This window comes from Corynebacterium sp. S7 (assembly GCF_054401105.1).
The window spans coordinates 2,240,004-2,260,559 of record NZ_CM136760.1 but is presented as its reverse complement, the minus strand read 5'-3'; the positions used below and the strand labels follow the sequence as shown (position 1 = coordinate 2,260,559).

At 57.8% G+C, this 20,556-nt stretch carries 17 protein-coding genes; 14 read left to right on the top strand and 3 right to left on the bottom strand.

What is annotated here, in order from left to right; all coding sequences use genetic code 11:
• Positions 1–141: 141 nt before the first annotated feature.
• The 7 genes from ACXZ66_RS10735 (at position 142) to ACXZ66_RS10705 (ending at position 8,473) form a co-directional block, all read left to right on the top strand.
• Complete coding sequence (locus ACXZ66_RS10735; RefSeq protein WP_458748726.1) at positions 142–723, top strand: TetR/AcrR family transcriptional regulator; 582 nt, start codon at positions 142–144, stop codon at positions 721–723.
• A 99-nt stretch (positions 724–822) separates the two neighbouring features.
• On the top strand, positions 823–1,425 hold the full coding sequence (locus ACXZ66_RS10730) for an ATP-dependent Clp protease proteolytic subunit (protein ID WP_458748725.1): 603 nt from the start codon (positions 823–825) through the stop codon (positions 1,423–1,425).
• Positions 1,426–1,448: 23 nt separating this feature from the next.
• Complete coding sequence (locus ACXZ66_RS10725) at positions 1,449–2,069, top strand: ATP-dependent Clp protease proteolytic subunit (protein ID WP_018296271.1); 621 nt, start codon at positions 1,449–1,451, stop codon at positions 2,067–2,069.
• A gap of 329 nt (positions 2,070–2,398) precedes the next feature.
• Positions 2,399–3,709, top strand: coding sequence for a PucR family transcriptional regulator (locus tag ACXZ66_RS10720; protein WP_458748724.1), 1,311 nt, complete (start codon positions 2,399–2,401; stop codon positions 3,707–3,709).
• A gap of 133 nt (positions 3,710–3,842) precedes the next feature.
• Complete coding sequence (locus ACXZ66_RS10715) at positions 3,843–5,405, top strand: FAD-binding oxidoreductase (protein WP_458748723.1); 1,563 nt, start codon at positions 3,843–3,845, stop codon at positions 5,403–5,405.
• Between the two features lie 27 nt (positions 5,406–5,432).
• A complete protein-coding gene (locus tag ACXZ66_RS10710; RefSeq protein ID WP_458748721.1) occupies positions 5,433–6,887 on the top strand; it encodes a carotenoid oxygenase family protein in 1,455 nt (484 codons plus the stop codon).
• 107 nt (positions 6,888–6,994) lie between these two features.
• On the top strand, positions 6,995–8,473 hold the full coding sequence (locus ACXZ66_RS10705; protein ID WP_458748719.1) for an aldehyde dehydrogenase family protein: 1,479 nt from the start codon (positions 6,995–6,997) through the stop codon (positions 8,471–8,473).
• A gap of 85 nt (positions 8,474–8,558) precedes the next feature.
• Here the strand turns inward: ACXZ66_RS10705 and ACXZ66_RS10700 are convergent, their stop codons facing one another.
• Positions 8,559–9,374 carry a hypothetical protein gene (locus ACXZ66_RS10700; protein WP_458748718.1) on the bottom strand — a complete coding sequence of 272 codons (816 nt, stop codon included), beginning with the start codon at positions 9,372–9,374 and terminating at the stop codon, positions 8,559–8,561.
• Positions 9,375–9,552: 178 nt separating this feature from the next.
• Here ACXZ66_RS10700 and ACXZ66_RS10695 point away from each other — a divergent pair, with 178 nt between their 5' ends.
• The 7 genes from ACXZ66_RS10695 (at position 9,553) to ACXZ66_RS10665 (ending at position 15,584) form a co-directional block, all read left to right on the top strand.
• Positions 9,553–10,020: a peroxiredoxin family protein gene (locus tag ACXZ66_RS10695; protein ID WP_458748716.1), complete on the top strand. Its 468-nt coding sequence runs from the start codon at positions 9,553–9,555 to the stop codon at positions 10,018–10,020.
• A 169-nt stretch (positions 10,021–10,189) separates the two neighbouring features.
• Entirely contained in the window at positions 10,190–10,903 is a 714-nt protein-coding gene (pcaH, locus tag ACXZ66_RS10690; protein ID WP_458748715.1) for a protocatechuate 3,4-dioxygenase subunit beta, read from the top strand.
• A 15-nt stretch (positions 10,904–10,918) separates the two neighbouring features.
• Positions 10,919–11,515, top strand: coding sequence for a protocatechuate 3,4-dioxygenase subunit alpha (gene pcaG, locus ACXZ66_RS10685; RefSeq protein ID WP_458748713.1), 597 nt, complete (start codon positions 10,919–10,921; stop codon positions 11,513–11,515).
• Between the two features lie 20 nt (positions 11,516–11,535).
• Positions 11,536–12,639 (top strand): lyase family protein, encoded by a 1,104-nt coding sequence (locus ACXZ66_RS10680; protein WP_458748711.1) that lies wholly within the window; start codon positions 11,536–11,538, stop codon positions 12,637–12,639.
• Positions 12,639–13,040 carry a 4-carboxymuconolactone decarboxylase gene (gene pcaC, locus ACXZ66_RS10675; protein ID WP_458748709.1) on the top strand — a complete coding sequence of 134 codons (402 nt, stop codon included), beginning with the start codon at positions 12,639–12,641 and terminating at the stop codon, positions 13,038–13,040. Before ACXZ66_RS10680 ends, pcaC begins: the two co-directional genes overlap by 1 nt.
• Positions 13,041–13,053: 13 nt before the next feature.
• On the top strand, positions 13,054–14,253 hold the full coding sequence (locus tag ACXZ66_RS10670) for a 4-hydroxybenzoate 3-monooxygenase (protein WP_458748708.1): 1,200 nt from the start codon (positions 13,054–13,056) through the stop codon (positions 14,251–14,253).
• Positions 14,254–14,285: 32 nt separating this feature from the next.
• A complete protein-coding gene (locus tag ACXZ66_RS10665; protein WP_458748706.1) occupies positions 14,286–15,584 on the top strand; it encodes an MFS transporter in 1,299 nt (432 codons plus the stop codon).
• 50 nt (positions 15,585–15,634) lie between these two features.
• Here ACXZ66_RS10665 and ACXZ66_RS10660 read toward each other — a convergent pair whose 3' ends face one another.
• Both ACXZ66_RS10660 and ACXZ66_RS10655 read right to left on the bottom strand, forming a co-directional pair.
• On the bottom strand, positions 15,635–17,893 hold the full coding sequence (locus ACXZ66_RS10660) for a helix-turn-helix transcriptional regulator (protein WP_458748705.1): 2,259 nt from the start codon (positions 17,891–17,893) through the stop codon (positions 15,635–15,637).
• Between the two features lie 44 nt (positions 17,894–17,937).
• Positions 17,938–20,511, bottom strand: coding sequence for a helix-turn-helix transcriptional regulator (locus tag ACXZ66_RS10655; RefSeq protein ID WP_458748704.1), 2,574 nt, complete (start codon positions 20,509–20,511; stop codon positions 17,938–17,940).
• Between the last annotated feature and the right edge of the window lie 45 nt (positions 20,512–20,556).

The window sequence follows — 20,556 nt, the reverse complement described above, 5'->3', positions numbered from 1 at the left end:
TCCTTTCATCTGATACGAACTGCAATTCGTTACCCGCAAGTGTGGTGTAACTTACATCACTTGTCAAGTGAGGGGTGAGGCATAAAATATTTGCTTAGTGGCGTGAAACTCTTCAGGGTTTTACTGGTACATTCTTCTGGCATGGCCAATGAACAAAGGAAGCAGCAGATCGCCGAAGCCGCCCTCATGCTCTTCAGCACCCGCGGTTACCACGGCACGGGTATGGAGGACATCGCCCGAGAAATCGGCATGGGCACCTCCAGCTTGTATAACCATGTGCGCAGCAAGCAAGAGGTCTTAGCAGAGCTCGTTACAGGGTCAATGCAGCAGCTTCTCGACGATCACGCGCTCGCCGTTGCCCGCGCCGAAGGGCCCGTGGACAAGCTGAAAGCTTCGATGATCTCGCATGTGAAGACTCACGCGAATTATTCACGTTCGGTACGCGTTGTGAACTCCGAAATTCATAGCCTGGAGGAGCCAACTAAGTCGGAAGTGCTCCAAATGCGTCGTGATTATGTTCTTCGGTGGGTAGAAATTGTGGAGGAGGGTCGTCGTCAAGGTATTTTTACTGTCGACGATGCCGAGATCACCTGCTACGCGTTGATCGATATGGGCATTGGGGTATCGGTCTGGTTCAGCCCAGAAGGTAAATATTCGGCCGAAGAATTGGGTATTCTTTACGCTAACTATGCTCTTGCGGCAGTAGGTGCGACGGAAAAATAGTGCTCCTACGCTGATAGCGAACAAAGGAGCGGAATGCTTCGCTCCGCTGGTACGTTGGTTCTCATTGGAATTAGCACTATTAACAGGAGTTTTTCAACCATGACTGACGGAACAAAGATGGAATCAGGGGCATCCGGAGGCTACCCCGGAGATCCTGTCTACGAGCGCCTTCTGCGTGAGCGCATTATCTTCCTTGGCCAGCAGGTAGACGATGACATTGCGAACAAGCTGTGTGCGCAAATCCTGCTTCTTTCGGCAGAGGACCCTACCCGCGACATTTCGCTTTACATCAACTCTCCAGGTGGCTCGGTCAGTGCCGGCATGGCTATCTACGACACGATGAAGTACTCGCCGTGTGATATCCGTACCTACGGCATGGGCATGGCCGCATCGATGGGTCAGTTCCTGCTCTCGGGCGGAACCAAGGGCAAGCGCTACGCGCTGCCTCACGCACGCATTATGATGCACCAGCCTTCCGCTGGTGTGGGTGGTACTGCAGCCGATATCGCTATTCAGGCAGAGCAGTTCGCACAGACCAAGCGAGAGATGGCAGAGCTGATCGCGGAGCACACCGGCCAGACCTACGAGCAGATCTCCAAGGACTCTGACCGTGACCGCTGGTTTACCGCTCAAGAAGCGAAGGAATACGGCATCGTTGACCACGTCATCGAACATGCATCCAACGGCTCGATTAAAAACTAGAACTGAAGAGGAGAATAAAGTCTATGTCTTTCCAAATGCCTAGCTCCCGCTATGTTCTGCCGAGCTTTATCGAGCAGTCCTCGTACGGGACCAAGGAAACCAACCCTTATTCAAAGCTGTTCGAAGAGCGCATCATCTTCCTGGGCACCCAGGTCGATGACACCTCTGCAAACGACATTATGGCGCAGCTTTTGGTGCTTGAGTCCCAGGACCCAGACCGCGACATCACAATGTACATCAACTCCCCAGGTGGTTCCTTCACCTCGTTGATGGCTATCTACGACACGATGCAGTACGTGCGCCCAGATGTGCAGACCGTCTGCCTCGGTCAGGCTGCATCTGCTGCGGCTGTGCTGCTTGCTGCAGGCGCACCTGGCAAGCGTGCTGCGCTGCCAAACTCGCGCATTCTGATCCACCAGCCTGCTACCCAGGGCACCCAGGGCCAGGTCTCGGACCTGGAGATCCAGGCTAAGGAGATCGAGCGTATGCGTCGCCTCATGGAGGAGACCTTGGCTCGCCACACCGGCCAGACCGCAGAGCAGATCCGCATCGATACCGACCGCGACAAGATCCTGACCGCAGAGGAATCTGTCGAGTACGGCCTGATCGATCAGGTCTTCGATTACCGCAAGCTCAACGCTTAATACCTGCGAAGGTTAAACGGCGCACCCCGAAGCTATTGGCTTCTCAGGGGTGCGCCGTTTTTCGTCGATACGCCCTTAACTCGTGTACAACCCAAAAACGCACCGACCCCGAATGCGGAGCCGGTGCGTTGAACTTTATGGAAGCGGGTTTAGATTAAGCTTTCGGATCTTGTGGAGCGCAAGCGTCGTAGAGGTATTTACCCCCGTGGGTACCTGAGGGGGTAGCAGGATACAAAGTGATTAAGTTTGGGCCTGCTCCTAGAAATTCCATCGCCCAGGTAGACTGTGCCGAATTGCGTGAGGTCGAAAACGAAGGGAGACCAAACGCCATGTTTTCGTGGATTCAGCGACTTTCTTGTGACACCGTGCCTGATCATGGTTTGAACAATGCGGAACTTGATGGGTGGCAGAGGGCGACCGAATCTCTCACCCCAAGCGCGCTCAACTGGGCTATCAACGTGGCACATGAGGCTGCCGATAAAGCCCAGGAAACTCGGATGCTTGCAGACGCGACGTCGAGTGAACAAATCAGCGCAATGGAGCGAAAAGCTGCCATTGCGGGGGTATTGACTACCTTATGTGTACTGGTCAGCGAGTCGAAGGAGTGGAAAACTCCGAAAAATATTACAGATCATGCCATTGACGCGTATCGACGAGGCGTTCCACTGCCCTCGATCATCAGGTTTGTCTGGGTGCATCACAATAAGGTGCAAGAAGAACTTCTTATCCAGCAAAGGCGCCTCGACCCGCTGAACGGTGCCGACGCGTTGCAAATTCTATATACCCGCATGAATATCGTGGTAGAACGCTATATCGCCGACCTGATTGTTGCGTATAAGCAGCAGGAAGGTGAGGGGGACGGTGCTTCGCCAGAGCGGAAGCGGGTACTCATCGAAGCGCTTTTAGAAGGGGAGCAGCAGCCTCTGGGTATCGGAAGATATTTGGGCCTTGACCTGGATAAACCATTCGCTGTTCTCCTTGTGCGGGGCCGACAAGTTAAAAATCTGCTCGGATCAGCGGACGAGGCTGATGAACTCGCTCGCCTAGTCGCGGATGCCGTTGGATTTAAGGCGGTATTAGTCCAGGTGGTAGCGCGAGGTGTGTTCGTTATTGTGCGTGAGCAGGTAAACGGCAAACGACGCAGGCCCAGGCAATTGCTACAGTTGCCGGCAGAGATAATTGCCGGGTATTCCTCGATGCAGCGTGGAGAGCTGAACCTGCCTGCGGCTATCGATGAAGCGCGAGCATCCCTTCGGGTCGCGCAACATCCCGCCAGAGGGGCGACTGGAGCTGATGTGGTCGGGTCTGAGGTGGGGGAAATCTTTTCCTTCATTGATATCGAAAGCCCGGGTTTGACTCGATTTCTTCAAGCACGGCTGGGCCCACTTGTTTTGGACTCGCCAAGAAATCGCGAGCTACGTGACACTTTGGAAAGCTTCATTGCCCTTGGGCGCAGTAGAAAAGCGACAGGGAAAGACTTGGCGCTTGCGCCAAACACGGTGGCCTATCGCGTCGACCAGGCGTTAGAAAAGGCGGGGATCACCCTGGGAGATGAGACTGATGTTGGTGGTTTGCTCGCCGCGTTGCGCATTTTGAAAGAACTTCCTGAGCTTTTTGGTGCCGAGACGCCGGAAAAGTAGTTTTCTTTGGTCGTGCTATCCTGCATGTTTGTTGCCCCGCAACAAACATGAGCTGTGCTTCATGTCTTATGAGGCCTATTGATGTGGCATAGAGCACATTAGATTCTCTTCTACCGAACGGATAGGAGAGAGTATGAGCATCGCTCAAAGACGGACTCAATTCACAGTGGAGTCACTTGCTGCACTTTTTGAGCCAGCAGTCGGGCCCGAAGGTATTAAAACTTCCGAGGCCGATATCAAGGAATTTAGTGATCCGTATACCTCCAAGGAGGCACCCGGAGAACAACCGATCATTATCGTCCAGCCGGCCACGGTGGAAGAAGTCCAAGCAGTGGTCCGCATTGCCAACGAACACGGAATCCACCTGTGGACGAACTCCACTGGCCGCAATTATGGTTACGGTGGCGGGGCTCCGGTTGTTGATCAAACGGTAGTGGTCAACCTGCGTCGGATGAACAAGGTCATTGAGATCAACGAGAAGGCAGCCTACGCAGAGGTCGAGCCTGGTGTGAGCTTCTTCGATCTGTATAACGCCATTCAAGTTGGTGGCTACAAGCTGTCCATGTCGGTTCCCGACCTCGGATGGGGTTCCGTAACGGGCAACGCTCTCGAGCACGGTATGGGCTACTCGGTCTATGGCGATCACGCTTCCGCCATTTGTGGCATGGAAGTAGTTCTCGCCGATGGCACCCTCGTGCGTACTGGACTCGGTGCGATCCCAAATAGTGAAATGTGGCACCGCCACAAGCGCGGATTCGGTCCGTCCGTGGATTCGCTTTTCATGCAGTCCAACTTTGGCATTGTGACCAAGGTGGGCGTGTGGCTAATGCCGCAGCCAGAGTCCGTCACCACGGGTTCCGTGATTTGCGATAACGACGAAAACATCGCAACTGTTTTGGATGCGTTGCAGCCACTCGTCGCTAGTGGCGTCATCCAAGGCCAGCCACTGATGACGTGCGCGCCACATCCTCCAGAAGGCGAACGCGCGACTCCGGAAACTGATACCGCAGGAAAATCGAAGCTGTACAAGCTCTCGGCATCCCTTCCGCCGGGACGTTTCAACGCACGCGTGGCCTTCTACGGCACCGCTGAACTCAATGAGGTCAAGGAACGCCAACTCCGCGCGGCCGTCGAAGGCATCGAGGGAGTCACCGTTGAACTGCGGACCTACGCAGGCGATGCGAAGGCCGAAGAAGTACACCCGCTGGACCTGGTTCCAATGGGTATTCCGAACATGTTCTTGCTCGATGTGCTCAAGGCACACTTCGGCGAGAGCTTCGGCCACATCGACTTCTCGCCAGTCATGCCTTTCGAGGGCAAGCCAGCAGCCGAATTCGAAGCCTATGCCCAGAAGGTACTGCGCGAAGAGGACCTGGTGGCAGCCTTCGGTTGGATCGGATCGGCGCGCTCCATCGCGGCGGTGAACATGGTCTTCTTCGACACCAACGACGCCGAGGAGCGCAAGCGCGCAGTGCGTGCGGTGAAGAAGATGGGCAAATACGCAGTCGAACGCGGCTGGAGCGAATACCGCGCTCACCCACACATCATCGACGAGGTGGTCTCTGCTTACACCTTCAACGATGGTGCCCTGCACAACCTGTACACCACGCTCAAGGATGCGCTTGATCCAAAGGGCATCCTGTCTCCCGGAAACCACGGTATCTGGGGCACTTCCCAACAACACCTGCACGTCTAGACACAAACTGAAACTTAGGAGAACATCATGCAATTTGATACAAACAACAAGTTCCTCAACGGCCCATTCGAACCATGGCACGAAGAAACCGAGCAGTTCGACCTGGAGATCATCGGCGAAGTACCCCAGGAACTCAATGGCGCACTGTTCCGCACCGGCTCTAACCCGAAGTACAAGCCACGCAACGTGGATCGTTACCACTGGTTTGAAGGCGACGGCATGGTTTACGCCGTCTACCTGCGCGATGGCAAGGCTGCGTACAAGAATAAGTGGGTCAACACCGATGCCCTTAAGGTCGAGGTCGAAGCAGGCGAGGCTATTTACTCCGGTTTCGTTAACGGCGGCACCATCCCAGCTCTGCCTGAGGGTGCACCACAGATGAAGAACGTCCCGAACACCAACGTCGGCATCCAGGGCGATCGCCTCCTCGTTTTCTTCGAAGGTGGCCTCCCACACCAGATGCACCCTGAGTCCCTGGAGACTCACGGCACCTACGACTTCAACGGCGACGTGCCTTTCACCTGTACCGCGCACTACAAGGTCGACCCTGACAACGGCAACATGCTCTTCTACTCCTACCAGGGAACCTTGGTCACCTGGTACGAGGCAGATTCCCATGGACAAGTCATCGATTCGCACGCCTTTAACGTCAAGGCACCGTCGATGTTCCATGATTTCGCCATCAGCGAGAACTACGCCATCTTCTTCGTTACCCCAGCGCTCTTCCTTGGCGAGAATGTGGCCAAGGGCAATCCAGGCCTGATCTGGGATGAGGCTGCGACCGAAGGTGGCGTGGAAATCGTCACCATGAACCGCAAGACTCACGAGGTGCGGACTTTCCGCGTCGAGGATGCCTTCTTCCCAACCCACTTCTTCAACGCTTACGAAGAGGGCACCAAGATCGTCATCGAGGCGCCGCGCATCGACCGCTTCGGTACCCCGATCGAGCAGACCAACAACCCACTGTCCTCGCATGAGTGGTTCAACAACGCAATTCCATGGCGTTGGGAAGTGGACTTTGCCACCGGCACCGTGCGCGACACAGTGACCTCCAACATCGCCGGCGAGTTCCCAATGATCAACCCGAAGAACCTGGGCCGCAAGCACAACTTCGGCTACTTCGTGACCACCCGTGGCGTTGCCGAAGACACCATGAGTGACGGCCTGGCGAAGAACGATCTGAATCGCGAGACGGTCACCGTCATCGAGGGCCTCGACGACCTGACCAACCCCTCCGAGCCGATCTTCGTGCCACGCGAAGGCTCCGACAAAGAAGACGCAGGCTACCTGCTCTCCATCTGGTGGAACCGCGCAACCGGCAAGTCCGAGCTGTGCATTTACGACACCGAAGACTTCGGTCGCACCCCGCTGGCACGCATCCCGCTGCCAGGTCGCGTGCCATTCGGGTTCCACGGTTCCTGGGCAGGTCGCGACGAGATCGAGCAGTCGCTGAAGGTGCTTGCCGACGAGGGCAAGAACTAGCCCTACCCCTCACCCTGAGGTAACCCCGTACACAATCCCCCAGTTTTCATTAAACTGGGGCCACATCTTTTCAAGACTTCAAAAGATTTTCAAGGAGAAAAACTTTCATGGCTTCCTACGAACACCTGGTTTCCGACAAGCTCTACATCGGAGGCTGGCGCGAGGGCACCTCTGAGGGCACCTCTGAGGGCACCACCGTGTCCACCAATCCGTACGACAACTCGGAGATCACCACGTTTAAGCAGGCCTCCAAGCAGGATGTCGACGATGCTTACGAGACCGCAAAGAGGGCCCAGGTCGAGTGGGCGGCATTGCCACCATCAGAGCGCTCACGCATCATCCACGCTGCCGCTGATTACATCGAAGAAAACCAAGAAGCAATCGCCGAGCTGATCTCTCGTGAGTCCGGCTCGACCATGATCAAGGCTGGCACCGAGGTGGGCATCGCTGTTGGTTCCATCCGCGAGTCCGCATCCTTCCCAACGCGAGTGCATGGCACGATCCACCCATCGAACACCCCAGGCAAGACCAACTACGTGTTCCGTGAGCCACTCGGTGTTGTCGGCGTGATCAGCCCATGGAACTTCCCATTCGGCCTGTCCATGCGTTCCGTCGCACCAGCTCTGGCACTGGGTAACGCAGTTGTTCTGAAGCCTGCATCGGATACCCCAGTTGTTGGCGGCACCATGCTTGCCACCATCTTCGAGGCTGCTGGCCTGCCAGCCGGTGTGCTCAATGTTGTCATCGGTTCCGGCTCCGAGATCGGTGACCACTTTGTGGAAAGCCCTGTGCCTTCCCTGATTTCCTTTACCGGTTCCACGCCAGTGGGCAAGAACGTCGGCGCTACCGCTGTTGGCGGCAAGTACATTAAGAAGGTCGCCCTCGAGCTTGGTGGCAATGCACCTCTGGTCGTGCTCGACGACGCGGATGTGGATAAGGCTGTCGCAGCAGCATCCATGGGTAAGTTCCTGCACCAGGGACAGATTTGTATGGCGATTAACCGCATCATCGTCGATGCCAAGGTCTACGACGAGTTCGTGGAAAAGTACGCAGCGCGCGTCTCCGGCATTGCCTACGGCGATCAGACCAACCCAGATAACTGCGTTGGCCCGATCATCAACGATTCCCAGCTCAAGTCGGTGACCGGCAAGATCGAGCAGGCACGCGCAGACGGTGCCCGCGAGGTTGTCTCCGGTGAGATCGTTGGCCGTGTTGTTCCGCCTCACGTATTCGCTGATGTCACCCCTGACATGGAGCTCTTCCGCGAGGAGATCTTCGGCCCTGTAGTGGGCATTGTCAAGGCAGATAATGAGGCACACGCTCTCGAGCTTGCCAACGACACCGAGTTCGGCCTGTCCTCTGCAGTGTTTACCCAGGATCTGATGCGTGGCGTGAAGTTCGGCCGCGGTATCAAGGCTGGCATGACCCACATCAACGACATCACAGTGAACGACGAAGCTCACGTGATGTTCGGTGGCGAGAAGAACTCCGGCCTGGGCCGCTTCAACGGCGAGTGGGCTATCGAGGAGTTCACCACCGATCACTGGATCGGCGTGCAGTCCGAGCCAGGCGACTACCCAATCTAGTTCGACAAGACAGTCGCTTTACGACGAAAAAACGGCCGGTTTCCTGAACAATCCGTTGTTCAGGAAACCGGCCGTTTTGGCTACTCTACTTAAGCAGAGAGAGCAGGCCGTCGAAAGAGCTGGAGCTAGATCCGAAATTCGAGCTTCCAGCGGCAGCCTCGCAATCTGGGCGAACTTCGTCCACAGCGTCGCGATCTGCCTCAGAGAAGGCCTCTGGTGCCTGGAATTCAGCTACTTCCTCTGGATCCCACGTGCCGGTCAGCTCGGCGTCAATGGAGTCGAGGCCTGCGCCCTGGATACGCAGGTCGATGGCGGAAAGAGCTTCCAGATCACCGAGGTCGACGGTGATCACATTGCCTTCCTTCTTGGTTTTATTATCAGCGTCTTCGATCTTGTTTGTGAAACGCTCACCGAATGTGCCGTAGACGACGTTAGCGCCCCACAGGAAATCCGTCTCCGTAGAAACGGTCAATTCTTCAGCTTTCACGCCTTCAGGCAGCGTGACGGTCAGCTTCGCATCATTGAGCGGGTAGACGGTACCGGCGATGACGCGACGGATGTCGCCCCAGCCGTGAGTCTCAAGGAAGCCCGCGGACTCTACATACTTGGCCGCTTCTTTCTCATCTTGTGCGAACGGGGTGTAGACCAAGCTATTTACCGTGTGCTTGCCTTCTGTTGACCATTCCGAGTTCGCATTGAAATCCAGGTTGCACTTTGAGGACTTGTCGCCCGAGGCCACATCACGCTCATCGTCGGTTTTTTCACCAGCGGTAGGGGTGCCTGCAGTTGCGTTGGAAGAGCCAAAGCTCAGCGGAGCTGCACCAGCAGACGGGTTGAGAAGTGTGGAAACACCGAGTGCGGTTGCCACAGCGAGTGCGGGCCAGGACTTCTTGAACTTCATGTGAAGCGCCTTTCAGCGGTTAGGAAAGATAGTTACCGCGTCAATTAAAGCCAGACTCCTAATCATATGTCAAATTAATAGATCCCTTAATGGAAATAGAGGTATGGCCAAACCTATGGGACTCATCCAAAATGGATCCTAAGAAAGTGTGATCAAAACAACAGTTAGGAAGTGTGTCATGGATGTTCCGCAGTTGGAGTTAGATGTCCAAGAGTGGCTAAATACGCCTGACGATCGGGCCCCGGATTTTGAGGGGAAAGTGGTACTCATCGAGGTCTTTCAAATGTTGTGTCCAGGTTGTGTGAACCACGCGATTCCGCAGGCTAAGAAAGTTCACAAGATGGTTGATGGGGCGCAGCTGCAAGTCATTGGACTGCACAGCGTCTTTGAGCATCATGAGGTGATGGGGCCAGAAGCGTTGAAGGTCTTCTGTTCAGAGTTTGGTGTGGATTTTCCCGTTGCCATAGACCTGCCGAGGGAAGGGCGCGTTATCCCGGCGACCATGAAGAAATATCGCCTCGAGGGAACCCCCACCACAATGTTGGTGGATCGCCAGGGCAGGGTCAGGCAAACCCATTTCGGTCAGATCGATGACTTGGCACTTGGATTTCTCCTTGGAAGCCTGTTGTCGGAGTCATACCCTTAACCCAACTTGCCACCCTTGTTCCCACCCCTAGTTATACCCTGGGCCACAGGAAAACCGCAGTTCCTGGTTTTAAGGCGGGTTTTCCCATGTCACCCCAATTGTCCACATGTCCACCAACTCATAAAGTGGCATACATCACCAACTACCCAGTAAGGAGCACTGGATCATCATGAGTGCTGATAACAACCAATACACCGCACCAACTGACGGTGTCTTCGCACCTTTGCACTTCCCGGAATACCGCACGACTATCAAGCGCAACCCGACCAACGAATTGATCCTGACCCCGCAGCGCTTAGGCGAGCTATCAGGACCTGTTCTCGGCGACCGCGACTTGGGCGGTTTGGACAATGACATGACCCATGCCAACGGTGGCGAGGCCATCGGCCAGCGCATCCGCGTTCATGGTCGCGTTCTCGGGTGGGACAACAAGCCAGTGGCCAACACTCTGGTTGAGGTGTGGCAGGCTAACGCAGCGGGTCGCTACCGCCACAAGAACGATTCCTGGCCAGCCCCGCTGGACCCTTACTTCAACGGTGTTGCACGCACCATGACCAATGCCGACGGCTACTACGAGTTCTACACCGTCAAGCCAGGCTTGTACCCATGGGGCAATCACAACAATGCATGGCGTCCAGCGCACATCCACTTCTCGCTCTACGGCCGTCAGTTCTCTGAGCGCCTGGTGACCCAGATGTACTTCCCGAACGACCCAATGTTCTTCCAGGATCCGATCTACAACTCGGTCCCACAGGGCGCACGCGAGCGCATGATCGCCGTTTTCGATTACGACAAGACTGAGCCGAACTACTCCCTGGGCTACAAGTTCGACATTGTGCTGCGCGGCAAGAACCAGACCTACTTCGAAACCCACAAGCACTAGTACAGGAGAACCATCATGATTGAAACAGGTCAGCACGAGGGCTTTCGTTACCCTGATACGGCCAACGACGCACACGATCAAGACCACGTCGAGTTCGGCATCACCCCTTCGCAAACCGTAGGCCCCTACGTCCACATTGGCCTGACTTTGGACAATTCCGAGGTCATGGTTGAAGAAAATGGCACCCCAATTAGCTTCACCGTGTTTGATGGCGACGGCAATCCGATCGCCGACGCGATGATCGAGCTGTGGCAGGCCCGGCCAGACGGCACCTTCAACACCGAAACCGTCGAAGGCTTCCGCGGCCTCGGTCGTGGCATGGTCGATGAGACCGGCTCCGTTACCTTCACCACCTTGATCCCAGGTGGTTTCGAGGGCGAGGCTCCACACCTCAACGTTGGCGTCTTCGCCCGCGGCATGCTCGAGCGTCTCAACACACGCCTCTACTTCCCGGAAAACGCCGAGGCGAATGCAAACGACCCAGTTCTGCAGGCAGTTGACGAGCCTCGTCGCCAGCTTCTTGTCGCCGACAAGACCGACAACGGCTACCACCTCAACATTTACGTGCAGCACGAGGACCTCTCGCAAGAAACCCCGTTCTTCCGTATCTAGCAACGAAAGGGGAGCGTTTCGTGCTATCCCGCAACACCTATTCGGATCGCGCCTCGGGTGCCACCGACATCCACGCATTGCTTTCCGACGAGGCGTTCCTCACCGCCATCATCGAATTCGAAGCAGCACTGGCTACAGCTGCCGAAACTACCGGCAAAGTCACCACTGAGCAGGCAGAACAAGCACGCGCGGCGACGAAATTCCTGACGCTGGACGTCGAGGAAATCTCGGATGCCTCCGCAGCCGGTGCCAATCCCGCCATCCCCATCGCGAAGGCGCTCAAGGCACTGGCCAGCGACACCACGGCGATCCACTACCAGGCAACCAGCCAAGACGCGATCGATACGGCGCTCTCGCTGTGTCTAAGCCGTGCGGTGGCATTGCTTATCGACGAGACCCGCGCCGTGGAACACCTCCTGACCGAGTTAGCCGCGGAGCACCGGACAACCCCGGTGATGGCCAGGACCCTTGGCCAGCAGGCACTTCCTACTACGTTTGGCCTCGTCGCTGCGGGGTGGCTGGAAGGGGTGCGAGGGGCTCGTCGCGAAGCGGAATCTTTGGTCTTTCCCGTGCAATACGCGGGCCCTGTCGGCGCGATGCCAGGTGGTATTGATACCCACGACCAACTCGCGGCCGATTTGGGTCTTGCAGCGCGGCCGTTGGTGTGGCACACGAATCGCCAGCCTATAGCCAAAGTCGGCGTGGTCATGGCGCAGGTGGCGGGAGCTGTGCGCAAGATTGCGGGTGACATTGTCATGTACTCGGCAACCGAGGTCGCTGAGCTGCGGGAAGCCGCACCTGGCGGTTCCAGCTCGATGCCGCACAAGGCCAACCCGGCGGCCTCGGTAGCAGCAGACGGCTACGCCAGGCGCACCCCGGCGCTGGCGGCCACCCTTCTCGACGCTCTAGATTCCCGGGCCCAGCGCGGAGTCGGAAGCTGGCACGCCGAGTGGCAGACCGTGCGCGAAATCGTGGCGTGCACAGCCAGTGCCCTGAATCGGATTGGCGCTGCGCTGGATGGGCTGGTCGTCGATAAGCAAGCTATGTCTGCTCGCTGTGGCGATGCCCCGGACACTGCGAACGCGACGGCGATCGTCGATGAAATTTTAGCGAAGGACAATTAATGAACGAACTTTATGAACAAGGCCGCAAAGCTGCTGCCGAAGTAGGCGAGAAGAACCGCCGCGCTGTGCTCGGCGATGCGCACGTAGATCGCGCGAATGAGAACAAGAGCGAAGTAACTGAGAAGTTCCAGGACTTTATTACTCGCACTGCCTGGGGTGATGTCTGGAACCGCGAGGGACTAGATCACACTCAGCGCCGTTTGATCACCATCGCGATTATGTGTGCATTGGGCAACTACGGCGAGCTGGATATGCATATCCGCGCCGCTTTGCGAGCAGGCGTTGACTCAGATCTGATCGGGGAAGTCATGCTGCATACCGCCGTGTATGCGGGCGTGCCGAACTCTAATCACGGATTCAAGCTGCTGGATGCGGCCGTAAAAGAACTGAACAGTAACTAAAAGGAGAACTAGAATGACAACCCCATCACACGTCCCCGTAGCCATTATCGGCGCTGGACCTGCTGGCCTGACCCTGGCACACATGCTGCACCTGCAGGGAGTGGAGTCCATTGTTTTCGAGACTCGCTCGCGCAAGGATGTTGAAGAGACCGTGCGTGCAGGCGTGCTCGAGCAGGGCACCATGCAGATGATGCGCGAAACCGGCGTGGGCGAGCGCATGGACGCGGAAGCAGATATCGACGAAGGCATCGACATCTCAGTGGACAACCAGCGCACTCGCATCGCGTTGACCGAACTGACCGGCTACCACATGGCGGTCTACCCGCAGCACGAGTACCTCAAGGATTTTATTGCCAAGCGGATTGAAGACGGTGGGGAACTGCTGTTCAACACCACGGTCGACGATGTCACCGGCTATGACGAGGACCTGTGTACCGTCACCTACACCGACGAGGCAGGCGTGCAGCACACCCTGACCGCGGACTATGTGGTTGCTGGCGACGGCTCGAAATCCCCATACCGCAAGCCAATCTTGGAGGTGCCAGGTGCACACCGTGCCCGCCACGAGTACCCATATGCCTGGTTTGGCATTCTGGTCAACGCACCGCAAACCCAGAAGGAACTGATCTACGCTACCCACGACGCTGGCTTCGCGCTGATTTCTACCCGCTCCGAGACCGTGCAGCGCTACTACCTGCAGTGCGACCCAGAAGATTCCGTGGACATGTGGTCTGACGAGAGGATCTGGGAGCAGCTCCACCTGCGCGTTGACTCCGACGATCTGCAGGTCTCCGAAGGCGAGATCTTCGACAAGTCCGTCCTGCGCTTCCGTTCCGCAGTGACCGAACCGATGCAGCGCGGTCGCCTATTCATCTGTGGCGACGCAGCACACACCGTCCCACCAACTGGCGCAAAGGGCCTGAACCTGGCTGTTGCCGACGTGGCCGTGCTTGCCCCTGCCTTGATTCGCGCGGTGAAGAAGTCCAACACCGACCTGCTGGAAAAGTACTCCGAGCTGGCTATCCCACGCGTGTGGCGGGCCCAGCACTTCTCCTACTGGATGAGCTCCATGCTGCACGCAACCCCAAACGAAGAGTACTTCCAGTCCCAGCGCCGCCGCGGCGAACTGCGCTCCATGCTGTCTTCAGAAGCAGGTCGCAAGTACCAGGCGGAGCAGTATGTCGGCTTCGACCTGCCGAAGTTTGATATCTAATTCAGTTCTAGTTTTTTGAAAGGGGCGAACCTTTGCGTTCACCTACAATTGTTGTTGTTTTGCTGTGGGTCGCTGTTCTCCTCGACGGCTTTGACATGGTCGTCCTCGGCGCCACGCTGCCGGCCATGATGGATGACCCGAATTGGCACCTCACCGCAGCTCAGGGCACCCAGATTTCTACCGCTGGCCTGTTTGGAATGATGATCGGCGCGCTGGTGATCGGTGCTGCAACTGATAGGCTCGGTCGTCGCAACGTGATGATCTTTGCGGTGTCCACCTTCTCACTGCTGACGCTTGCGATGGGCTTTACCTACAGCTTCTGGCTATTCCTTCTGCTACGTTTCCTCGCCGGTGTGGGTCTGGGCGGTTGCCTGCCCACAGCGATCTCGATGGTCACGGAATTCCGCGGACGCGACAAGGCCGGCTCCTCGACCACCACGGTCATGACCGGCTACCACGTCGGCGCAGTGCTGACCGCACTGCTGGGTATCTTCGTTATCGAGCCACTGGGCTGGCACGCGATGTACATCATCGGTGCAATCCCAGGCCTGATCCTGGCACCCGTCATGTACTTCCTGCTGCCAGAGTCCCCGCAGTACCTCAACGCTGTGGGCCGCACCAAGGAAGCACAAGAGATCGCAGACAAGTACGGGCTAGAACTTGTCGACGAGATGGACCGCGAGGCTGCCGAGCACTCCGAAGAGACCGGAGTAAAGGCCCTGCTTAAGCCGCCTTACCTGCGCAACTCGCTGGCGATTTGGGCGACCTCGTTCATGGGCTTGCTCCTGGTCTACGGTTTGAACACCTGGTTGCCACAGATCATGCGCGCTGCCGACTACGACATGGGCAACTCGCTGGGCTTCCTCATGGTGCTCAACATTGGCGCTGTCGTGGGCCTGATCATCGCTGGTGCTGTTTCCGACCGGATCTCGCCACGCGTGACCTCTATCTTCTGGTTCGTGATGTCGGCTGTGTTCCTCGCCCTGATGGCTATCCGGATGCCGATGACCGCGTTGTACATCACTGTATTTATTACGGGTATCTTCGTGTTCTCCTCGCAGAACCTGGTCTACGCCTTCGTCGGCGAAAACCATCCTTCCAACCTGCGCGCAACTGCCATGGGACTGGCAGCTGGTATTGGCCGCCTCGGCGCGATCAGTGGCCCGGTACTCGGTGGCCTCTTGATCAGCTACAACCTGGCCTATCCGTGGGGCTTTTTCGCCTACGCGGCCGTGGGTCTGTTGGGCGCGATCCTGATGAGCATTACCAGGCCGCTGTATAAGAAGCGCACCCAGGTGATGCAGGAAACTGAACCGCAGTCGGTGAGCTAGGCCAGTTTCTTCTGGGTCTGTTTCTCGGGGCCCGAAGGGGCTAAGCCGACCTACTTCAGTACCGCTGCCAGCTCTTCGCGGCCCTTGACACCCAGCTTTTTGTACACGTGGGTCAGGTGATATTCCACGGTCTTGGGTGCAATGGTCAGCTGGCGGGCGATTTCCCGATTCGTTGTGCCCTCGACGGCCAAGTGGGCCACCTGTTCCTCCTTGGCCGTGAGCCCCAGCTTGCTCTGGACGTGCCCGCCGACACCGCTGATGCGTCGCTCTTGGTTACAGCGCTCCACCATGGCATGCGCGCCCATATCCAGGAAGAGGTCGGAGGCGCGACGCAGGATCTCGTCGGCAAAGGAGCGCCGGCCCCCGCGGCGCAGGACCAAACCATATTCGAAAAGTACGCGTGCGGCGTAAGCGGGCATGTCGGAGTGCTCGATGGAGTCCACGGCGTCGTCGAAAAGCGAAAATGCTTTTGTGGTCTGTCCGCGCTGCATCATGATCGAGGCACGCGGCACGGCGTTCTTGGCGAAGACGGAATTGAGGTGAAGCGAGCGGGATCGATCGTTGGCTTCGGTGATGATTTGGTCGGCCTCGTCGATGCGTCCGGCGCGGATGAGTGTTTGGGCGTAGACGTCTTCCCAGGGCCAATAGCCGGCGTGGAAAAGGTCGACGCCATCGACGGTGCGCGCAAGTTCGGCGCTGGCGTCGAGCGCGATGGGGAGATCGCTGACGCTGGCTGCGACGATCATTTTGCCCATCGCGGCGGGCAGTCGCTGGATTAGGAAGGAGTCGTTGCCGACGTTGATTCGCTTCATGTAGGAATTGGCGAGTGCTTCGTTGCCTTCCATCGCGGCGATTTGGGCGCCTGTCCACAAGAGCAACGGCTGGAGTAGGGCGATGCCGTTGAGTTCGCAGGCGGACAGGCCTCGCTCGACGACTTCTTTGGCAGCTTTCCACTCGCCGGTGACGTATAGCGTGCGGGCAAGGATCGCGTCGCGCCACATTCCCACGGACAGGGCGCCGCCGGGCACGTGGCGTAACTTTACGCGTGCACTGTTGGGATCGTCGTCGGCAAGCGCGGTCCACCCGGCAAAGAGGTTGGCCCGTTCGCGGGAAATGGCATGGTTGAATTCGGGGCTGCGCTGCGGTTGTTCTCCTGTGAGCACGTGGTGGGCGAACGCGTGGTGGATCTTGGCTTCTTCGTGGTGCTCGGAGGTGGGATCGGTGATCGACATGATGTGCGCAGAGCGCTGGGATACAGCGTGGAAATCCCAGTTGGACAGATCAAAGACAGAACCGTTGGCGGACTGGTCGGCCGAGTTCGTGGTTTGGCGCAGAAACGCCGTGGCTTGATTGCGGTGCCCGCCGTACAAGGCGATGTAGCCGGTCAAGGAATCGCGTTGTTCCACATCGACGATGCCGGTGCAATCCTGCAGGAATAGCTCCGTGCTGGCCAGATCCAAATGCCAGGAGTGAGAAGAAGCCTTCTGCAAGAGGAGCTTCTCGCGGGTCACCGGGTTTGTCGCGCGTGGGGAGGTAGGCGTGGCGGCCTCGGTGATGGCGGCGAAGCGTGGGTCTCTAAATATGGGGGCGCGCCCCTGTTCCGAGGGACGCAGATCGATCAGCCCGGCCTCGATGGCTTCGCGCAGATCCTCGGCCTGAAGCGGGCGGGCATAGAGTGCCTCGCGGGTATCAGGGCCCAGCGAAGCGGTCTGAACTGCGAAATCATCGTGCCAGGAGGCGGGGATAGCAAGTGTTGCATCAGGGCGCGACCAGGAATCCCGTGGCGCTTCGTCTAAGATCTCAGCGATAAATTCGGGGCGACCCCTGCTGGCAAGGTAGAGCTCCTCAACGAGTAGAGCTGGCAGCTTATGCCCAGTGATCAGACGCACGAATTGATCCGTTTCACGCATGGTCAAAGGGGGCAGCGTGACTACTTCATCGGCGAAGTGGTGCACCCGGTTCGAAGACACCGAGGCGATAATCGTTGTGCTGCCCCTTTTCGCTGCGGCGATCAGCGCGTGAAAGGAGTCCTCGTCGGCCTGGTCGAATTCATGAATCACCAGGATCGGGGCGGCCGTGTCAGGTACCTGTGCAAGCAGCGCGCCGGGCTTGTCGCGCTCCCAAGGAAAAACGCTCAACTCGAAGGTGCGCTCGGAAGGCAGCGAGCCCACCAACGAAGCCAGAAACTCCTTCGTACCCATGCCCACGGTGGTGGGCAGCACGATGAGGCGGTGGCTATGCGCGGAAACCAACGAGGTGATCTTGTCCACGATGTCGCTGCGCAGCAAGTTGCTCGTCCGAGTTTTCATAATCTCCTAGCCTAGGTCACCCCGCCAACTAGGGCTGAGTCGACCTATTGATTACGCAGCGCGCGCGAAAGCTCCGAGCGCGTACGAATCCCCAGCTTTCGGTAGACCCGCGTGAGGTGATACTCCACAGTTTTCGACGAGAGGTAGAGCTCAGTCGCAGCCTCCTTGTTCGTGGCACCGTCAGCAACAAGTGTGGCAATCTCCATCTCTTGAGGAGTCAGCCCATTCGGCGACGGCTCCCGGGAACCCAGGCCACCAGCGCGGCGTTCGCGGTTACAGAGCTCGACGAAGAAGTCAGCGCCCATTGCGGCGTAGAGTTCGGCGGCGCGGGCGAAGCGGTCGTCGGCAAGTTTTCGCTTACCGACGCGGCGCAGCGCCTGGCCGTACTCGAACAGGATTCGGGCTGTGTAGACCGGCGCATTCAGAGGCTCGATCATGGACATGGCGTCGTCGAAAAGCTGCATTCCCTTGGTCACCTCGCCTCGCGCAAGCAGCAAGCGACCGTGCGAGGTGTTTAATTTAGCCTTGACGGAATCGATGCTGGAGTTTTTGACGCGGTCAAAGTCGCGATCGAGCTGGGCCTCCGCATCCTCAAGCCGACCCGCCTGCACCAGCGTGTTTACCCACACGTCGTGCCACGGCCAAAAGCCGGGTTGCGAGGTGTCTACCTCTTTATCGAGGTCCACGAGGTGCTGGCCGAAACGCAGCGCCGTGGTCAGATCCGCGTCGGTGGAGGCGACGTGCATCCGCGTCATTGCTGAAGGAATTTGCTGGATGGGGAAGGCATCGTGGCTCAGCGTCAGCCGACTGGTGTACATCCTGGTCAGCTCGCGATCGCCGCGCATACTGGCAGCCACCGACGCGGTCCACAACAAAAGCGGCTCCAAGAAAGTAATGCCAAAACGCTCGACCCTAGCCAACCCGCGTTCCACGGCGCGTTCTGCAGAATCCAGATCCCCCGAGAGGTAAAACGCGCGGGCAAGCCACGCATCCATCCAGGTACCAATGCGTTCCGAGCCCTCGCCAGAACTTTGCACCAGCAAGTGCTGGCGCGCCGCGGTGAGATCGTCATGGACTAGCGCGACCCAGCCCGTGGCCATGTGGCGACGCTGCGCCATAATCTCAGTTTCCCAGGGCACAGTAGCATCGTCGGGAGCCACACCAGTTGTCGCAGCCTTACCAATAATGGAAATATAGTGCGCTTCCAAGTTCGCCGCGGATTGTGGTTCAGCCCACTGACTACTCGTGGCCGCCCAGCCCACCAATTTCTCCGGCTGCCACTCACACAGCGAGAGCAGCACCTGCCGACTCGCAACGCGCGTGCGCATCTCCGCGTCCTTACTATCGTGCGCCTCCAATGTCGCCCAAGCGCGCTCAATCAGCGATTTCGCATCAAACCTGCGCCCCTCATGCAGCGCAAGGTAGCCACGAATCGAATCCACATGCGCATTATTTCCATGCCCGCGCATTTGCAGCGCATACTGCCGCGCACGCGGGATATCGGAGTCGGAGATCAGCGATTCGATGGCACGCAGAGTGAGCTTTTCGCTTAGCGACGAGTCGCTGGCCACTTGGGAGGCCAAGCTGAGCATCGTAAACGACAAACGATAATTGCCAGCCATGCTGAGCTGGCGCGCCTTCTTCGTCATTACCTCGGCAAGTTCATCCGAGCTTTCTTCTAGGCCCTGCGCATCATGCATCAGAGCCTCGGTTTCGTTGCCCTGTGCGCGGAACCATGCTGCGGCGCGCTGATGAATCGCGCGCAGTTCCTCAGGTGGGGTAGAAGCGCGAATGACCGCAAGGTCGGTGGGATGAGAAAAGACCACTACGCGACGAGTGCCGTCAGGAACAGAGTGCACGATCCCGTTCGCGAATGCCTTGGTGAGCTGCAGTGGGTCGTCGATAAGATCCTCGAGGGCATCGAGGTCACTGCACGCGCTGACTGCCTGGAGTGCCGCTGTGATTTGTAAATCTTTGGTGCGTTCCTCGAAGGCATGGCGCCAATGGGTGGGAAGTGGCAGGTAGGGATTGTTCTGGCGCCAGTGATCTTCAGGCACAGCGTCAAGGAGATCGCGAATGAGGCCGGGGTCGCCGCCCGTAACTTCTAGGACGCGGTTGCTTAAGTCGGGGTTGAGGTGCACCCCTCGGTGGCGCAGGCTCAGCGCTGCGACATCGTCGATGCCCAAGGGCGGCAAGGTGATGGTGAGGTCTGCCACGTAGCGATAACTCTCGACAGTGCTGCTCGACGTGGTGGCCAACAGCAAGACCAAGCGACCCTTCTTGGTGGATTGGACGAGCTCGATAATTTCGTGCAGTGAGGACTCGTCTGCCCACTGGGCATTTTCAATTACGATGGCCTGCGCGGTTTTCGCGGTATCGAGTTCGTTAAAGTCGCCGAGGTCGCGCTGCAGCTGAGTACTCAACCATCCTTGATCGGAGCTGCGCCATTGCATTGCGGATGCTCGCGCGATGGCAAATCCGGGGAGGGTTCGCACCACTCGGTCCACAACATCAGATGGGCCAGGTCCGGCGAGGATGACAATTGTTCCGGTCCCAGCAGGGGAGCCGACAATCTGCTCGACGACGCGTTGAGTGTCGGTTGCTGCGCTATATGCCATGTTCGTTAACCTTACTCGGGGTTAGTTAGGGAAATGCCTAACTAA

Excerpts from the sequence above, each read along its gene's own strand:
- ACXZ66_RS10735 (WP_458748726.1), top strand. The coding sequence starts at position 142 with ATGGCCAATGAACAAAGGAAGCAGCAGATCGCCGAAGCCGCCCTCATG.
- ACXZ66_RS10730 (WP_458748725.1), top strand. The coding sequence starts at position 823 with ATGACTGACGGAACAAAGATGGAATCAGGGGCATCCGGAGGCTACCCC.
- ACXZ66_RS10725 (WP_018296271.1), top strand. The coding sequence starts at position 1,449 with ATGTCTTTCCAAATGCCTAGCTCCCGCTATGTTCTGCCGAGCTTTATC.
- ACXZ66_RS10720 (WP_458748724.1), top strand. The coding sequence starts at position 2,399 with ATGTTTTCGTGGATTCAGCGACTTTCTTGTGACACCGTGCCTGATCAT.
- ACXZ66_RS10715 (WP_458748723.1), top strand. The coding sequence starts at position 3,843 with ATGAGCATCGCTCAAAGACGGACTCAATTCACAGTGGAGTCACTTGCT.
- ACXZ66_RS10710 (WP_458748721.1), top strand. The coding sequence starts at position 5,433 with ATGCAATTTGATACAAACAACAAGTTCCTCAACGGCCCATTCGAACCA.
- ACXZ66_RS10705 (WP_458748719.1), top strand. The coding sequence starts at position 6,995 with ATGGCTTCCTACGAACACCTGGTTTCCGACAAGCTCTACATCGGAGGC.
- ACXZ66_RS10700 (WP_458748718.1), bottom strand. The coding sequence starts at position 9,374 with ATGAAGTTCAAGAAGTCCTGGCCCGCACTCGCTGTGGCAACCGCACTC.
- ACXZ66_RS10695 (WP_458748716.1), top strand. The coding sequence starts at position 9,553 with ATGGATGTTCCGCAGTTGGAGTTAGATGTCCAAGAGTGGCTAAATACG.
- pcaH (WP_458748715.1), top strand. The coding sequence starts at position 10,190 with ATGAGTGCTGATAACAACCAATACACCGCACCAACTGACGGTGTCTTC.
- pcaG (WP_458748713.1), top strand. The coding sequence starts at position 10,919 with ATGATTGAAACAGGTCAGCACGAGGGCTTTCGTTACCCTGATACGGCC.
- pcaC (WP_458748709.1), top strand. The coding sequence starts at position 12,639 with ATGAACGAACTTTATGAACAAGGCCGCAAAGCTGCTGCCGAAGTAGGC.
- ACXZ66_RS10670 (WP_458748708.1), top strand. The coding sequence starts at position 13,054 with ATGACAACCCCATCACACGTCCCCGTAGCCATTATCGGCGCTGGACCT.
- ACXZ66_RS10660 (WP_458748705.1), bottom strand. The coding sequence starts at position 17,893 with ATGAAAACTCGGACGAGCAACTTGCTGCGCAGCGACATCGTGGACAAG.
- ACXZ66_RS10655 (WP_458748704.1), bottom strand. The coding sequence starts at position 20,511 with ATGGCATATAGCGCAGCAACCGACACTCAACGCGTCGTCGAGCAGATT.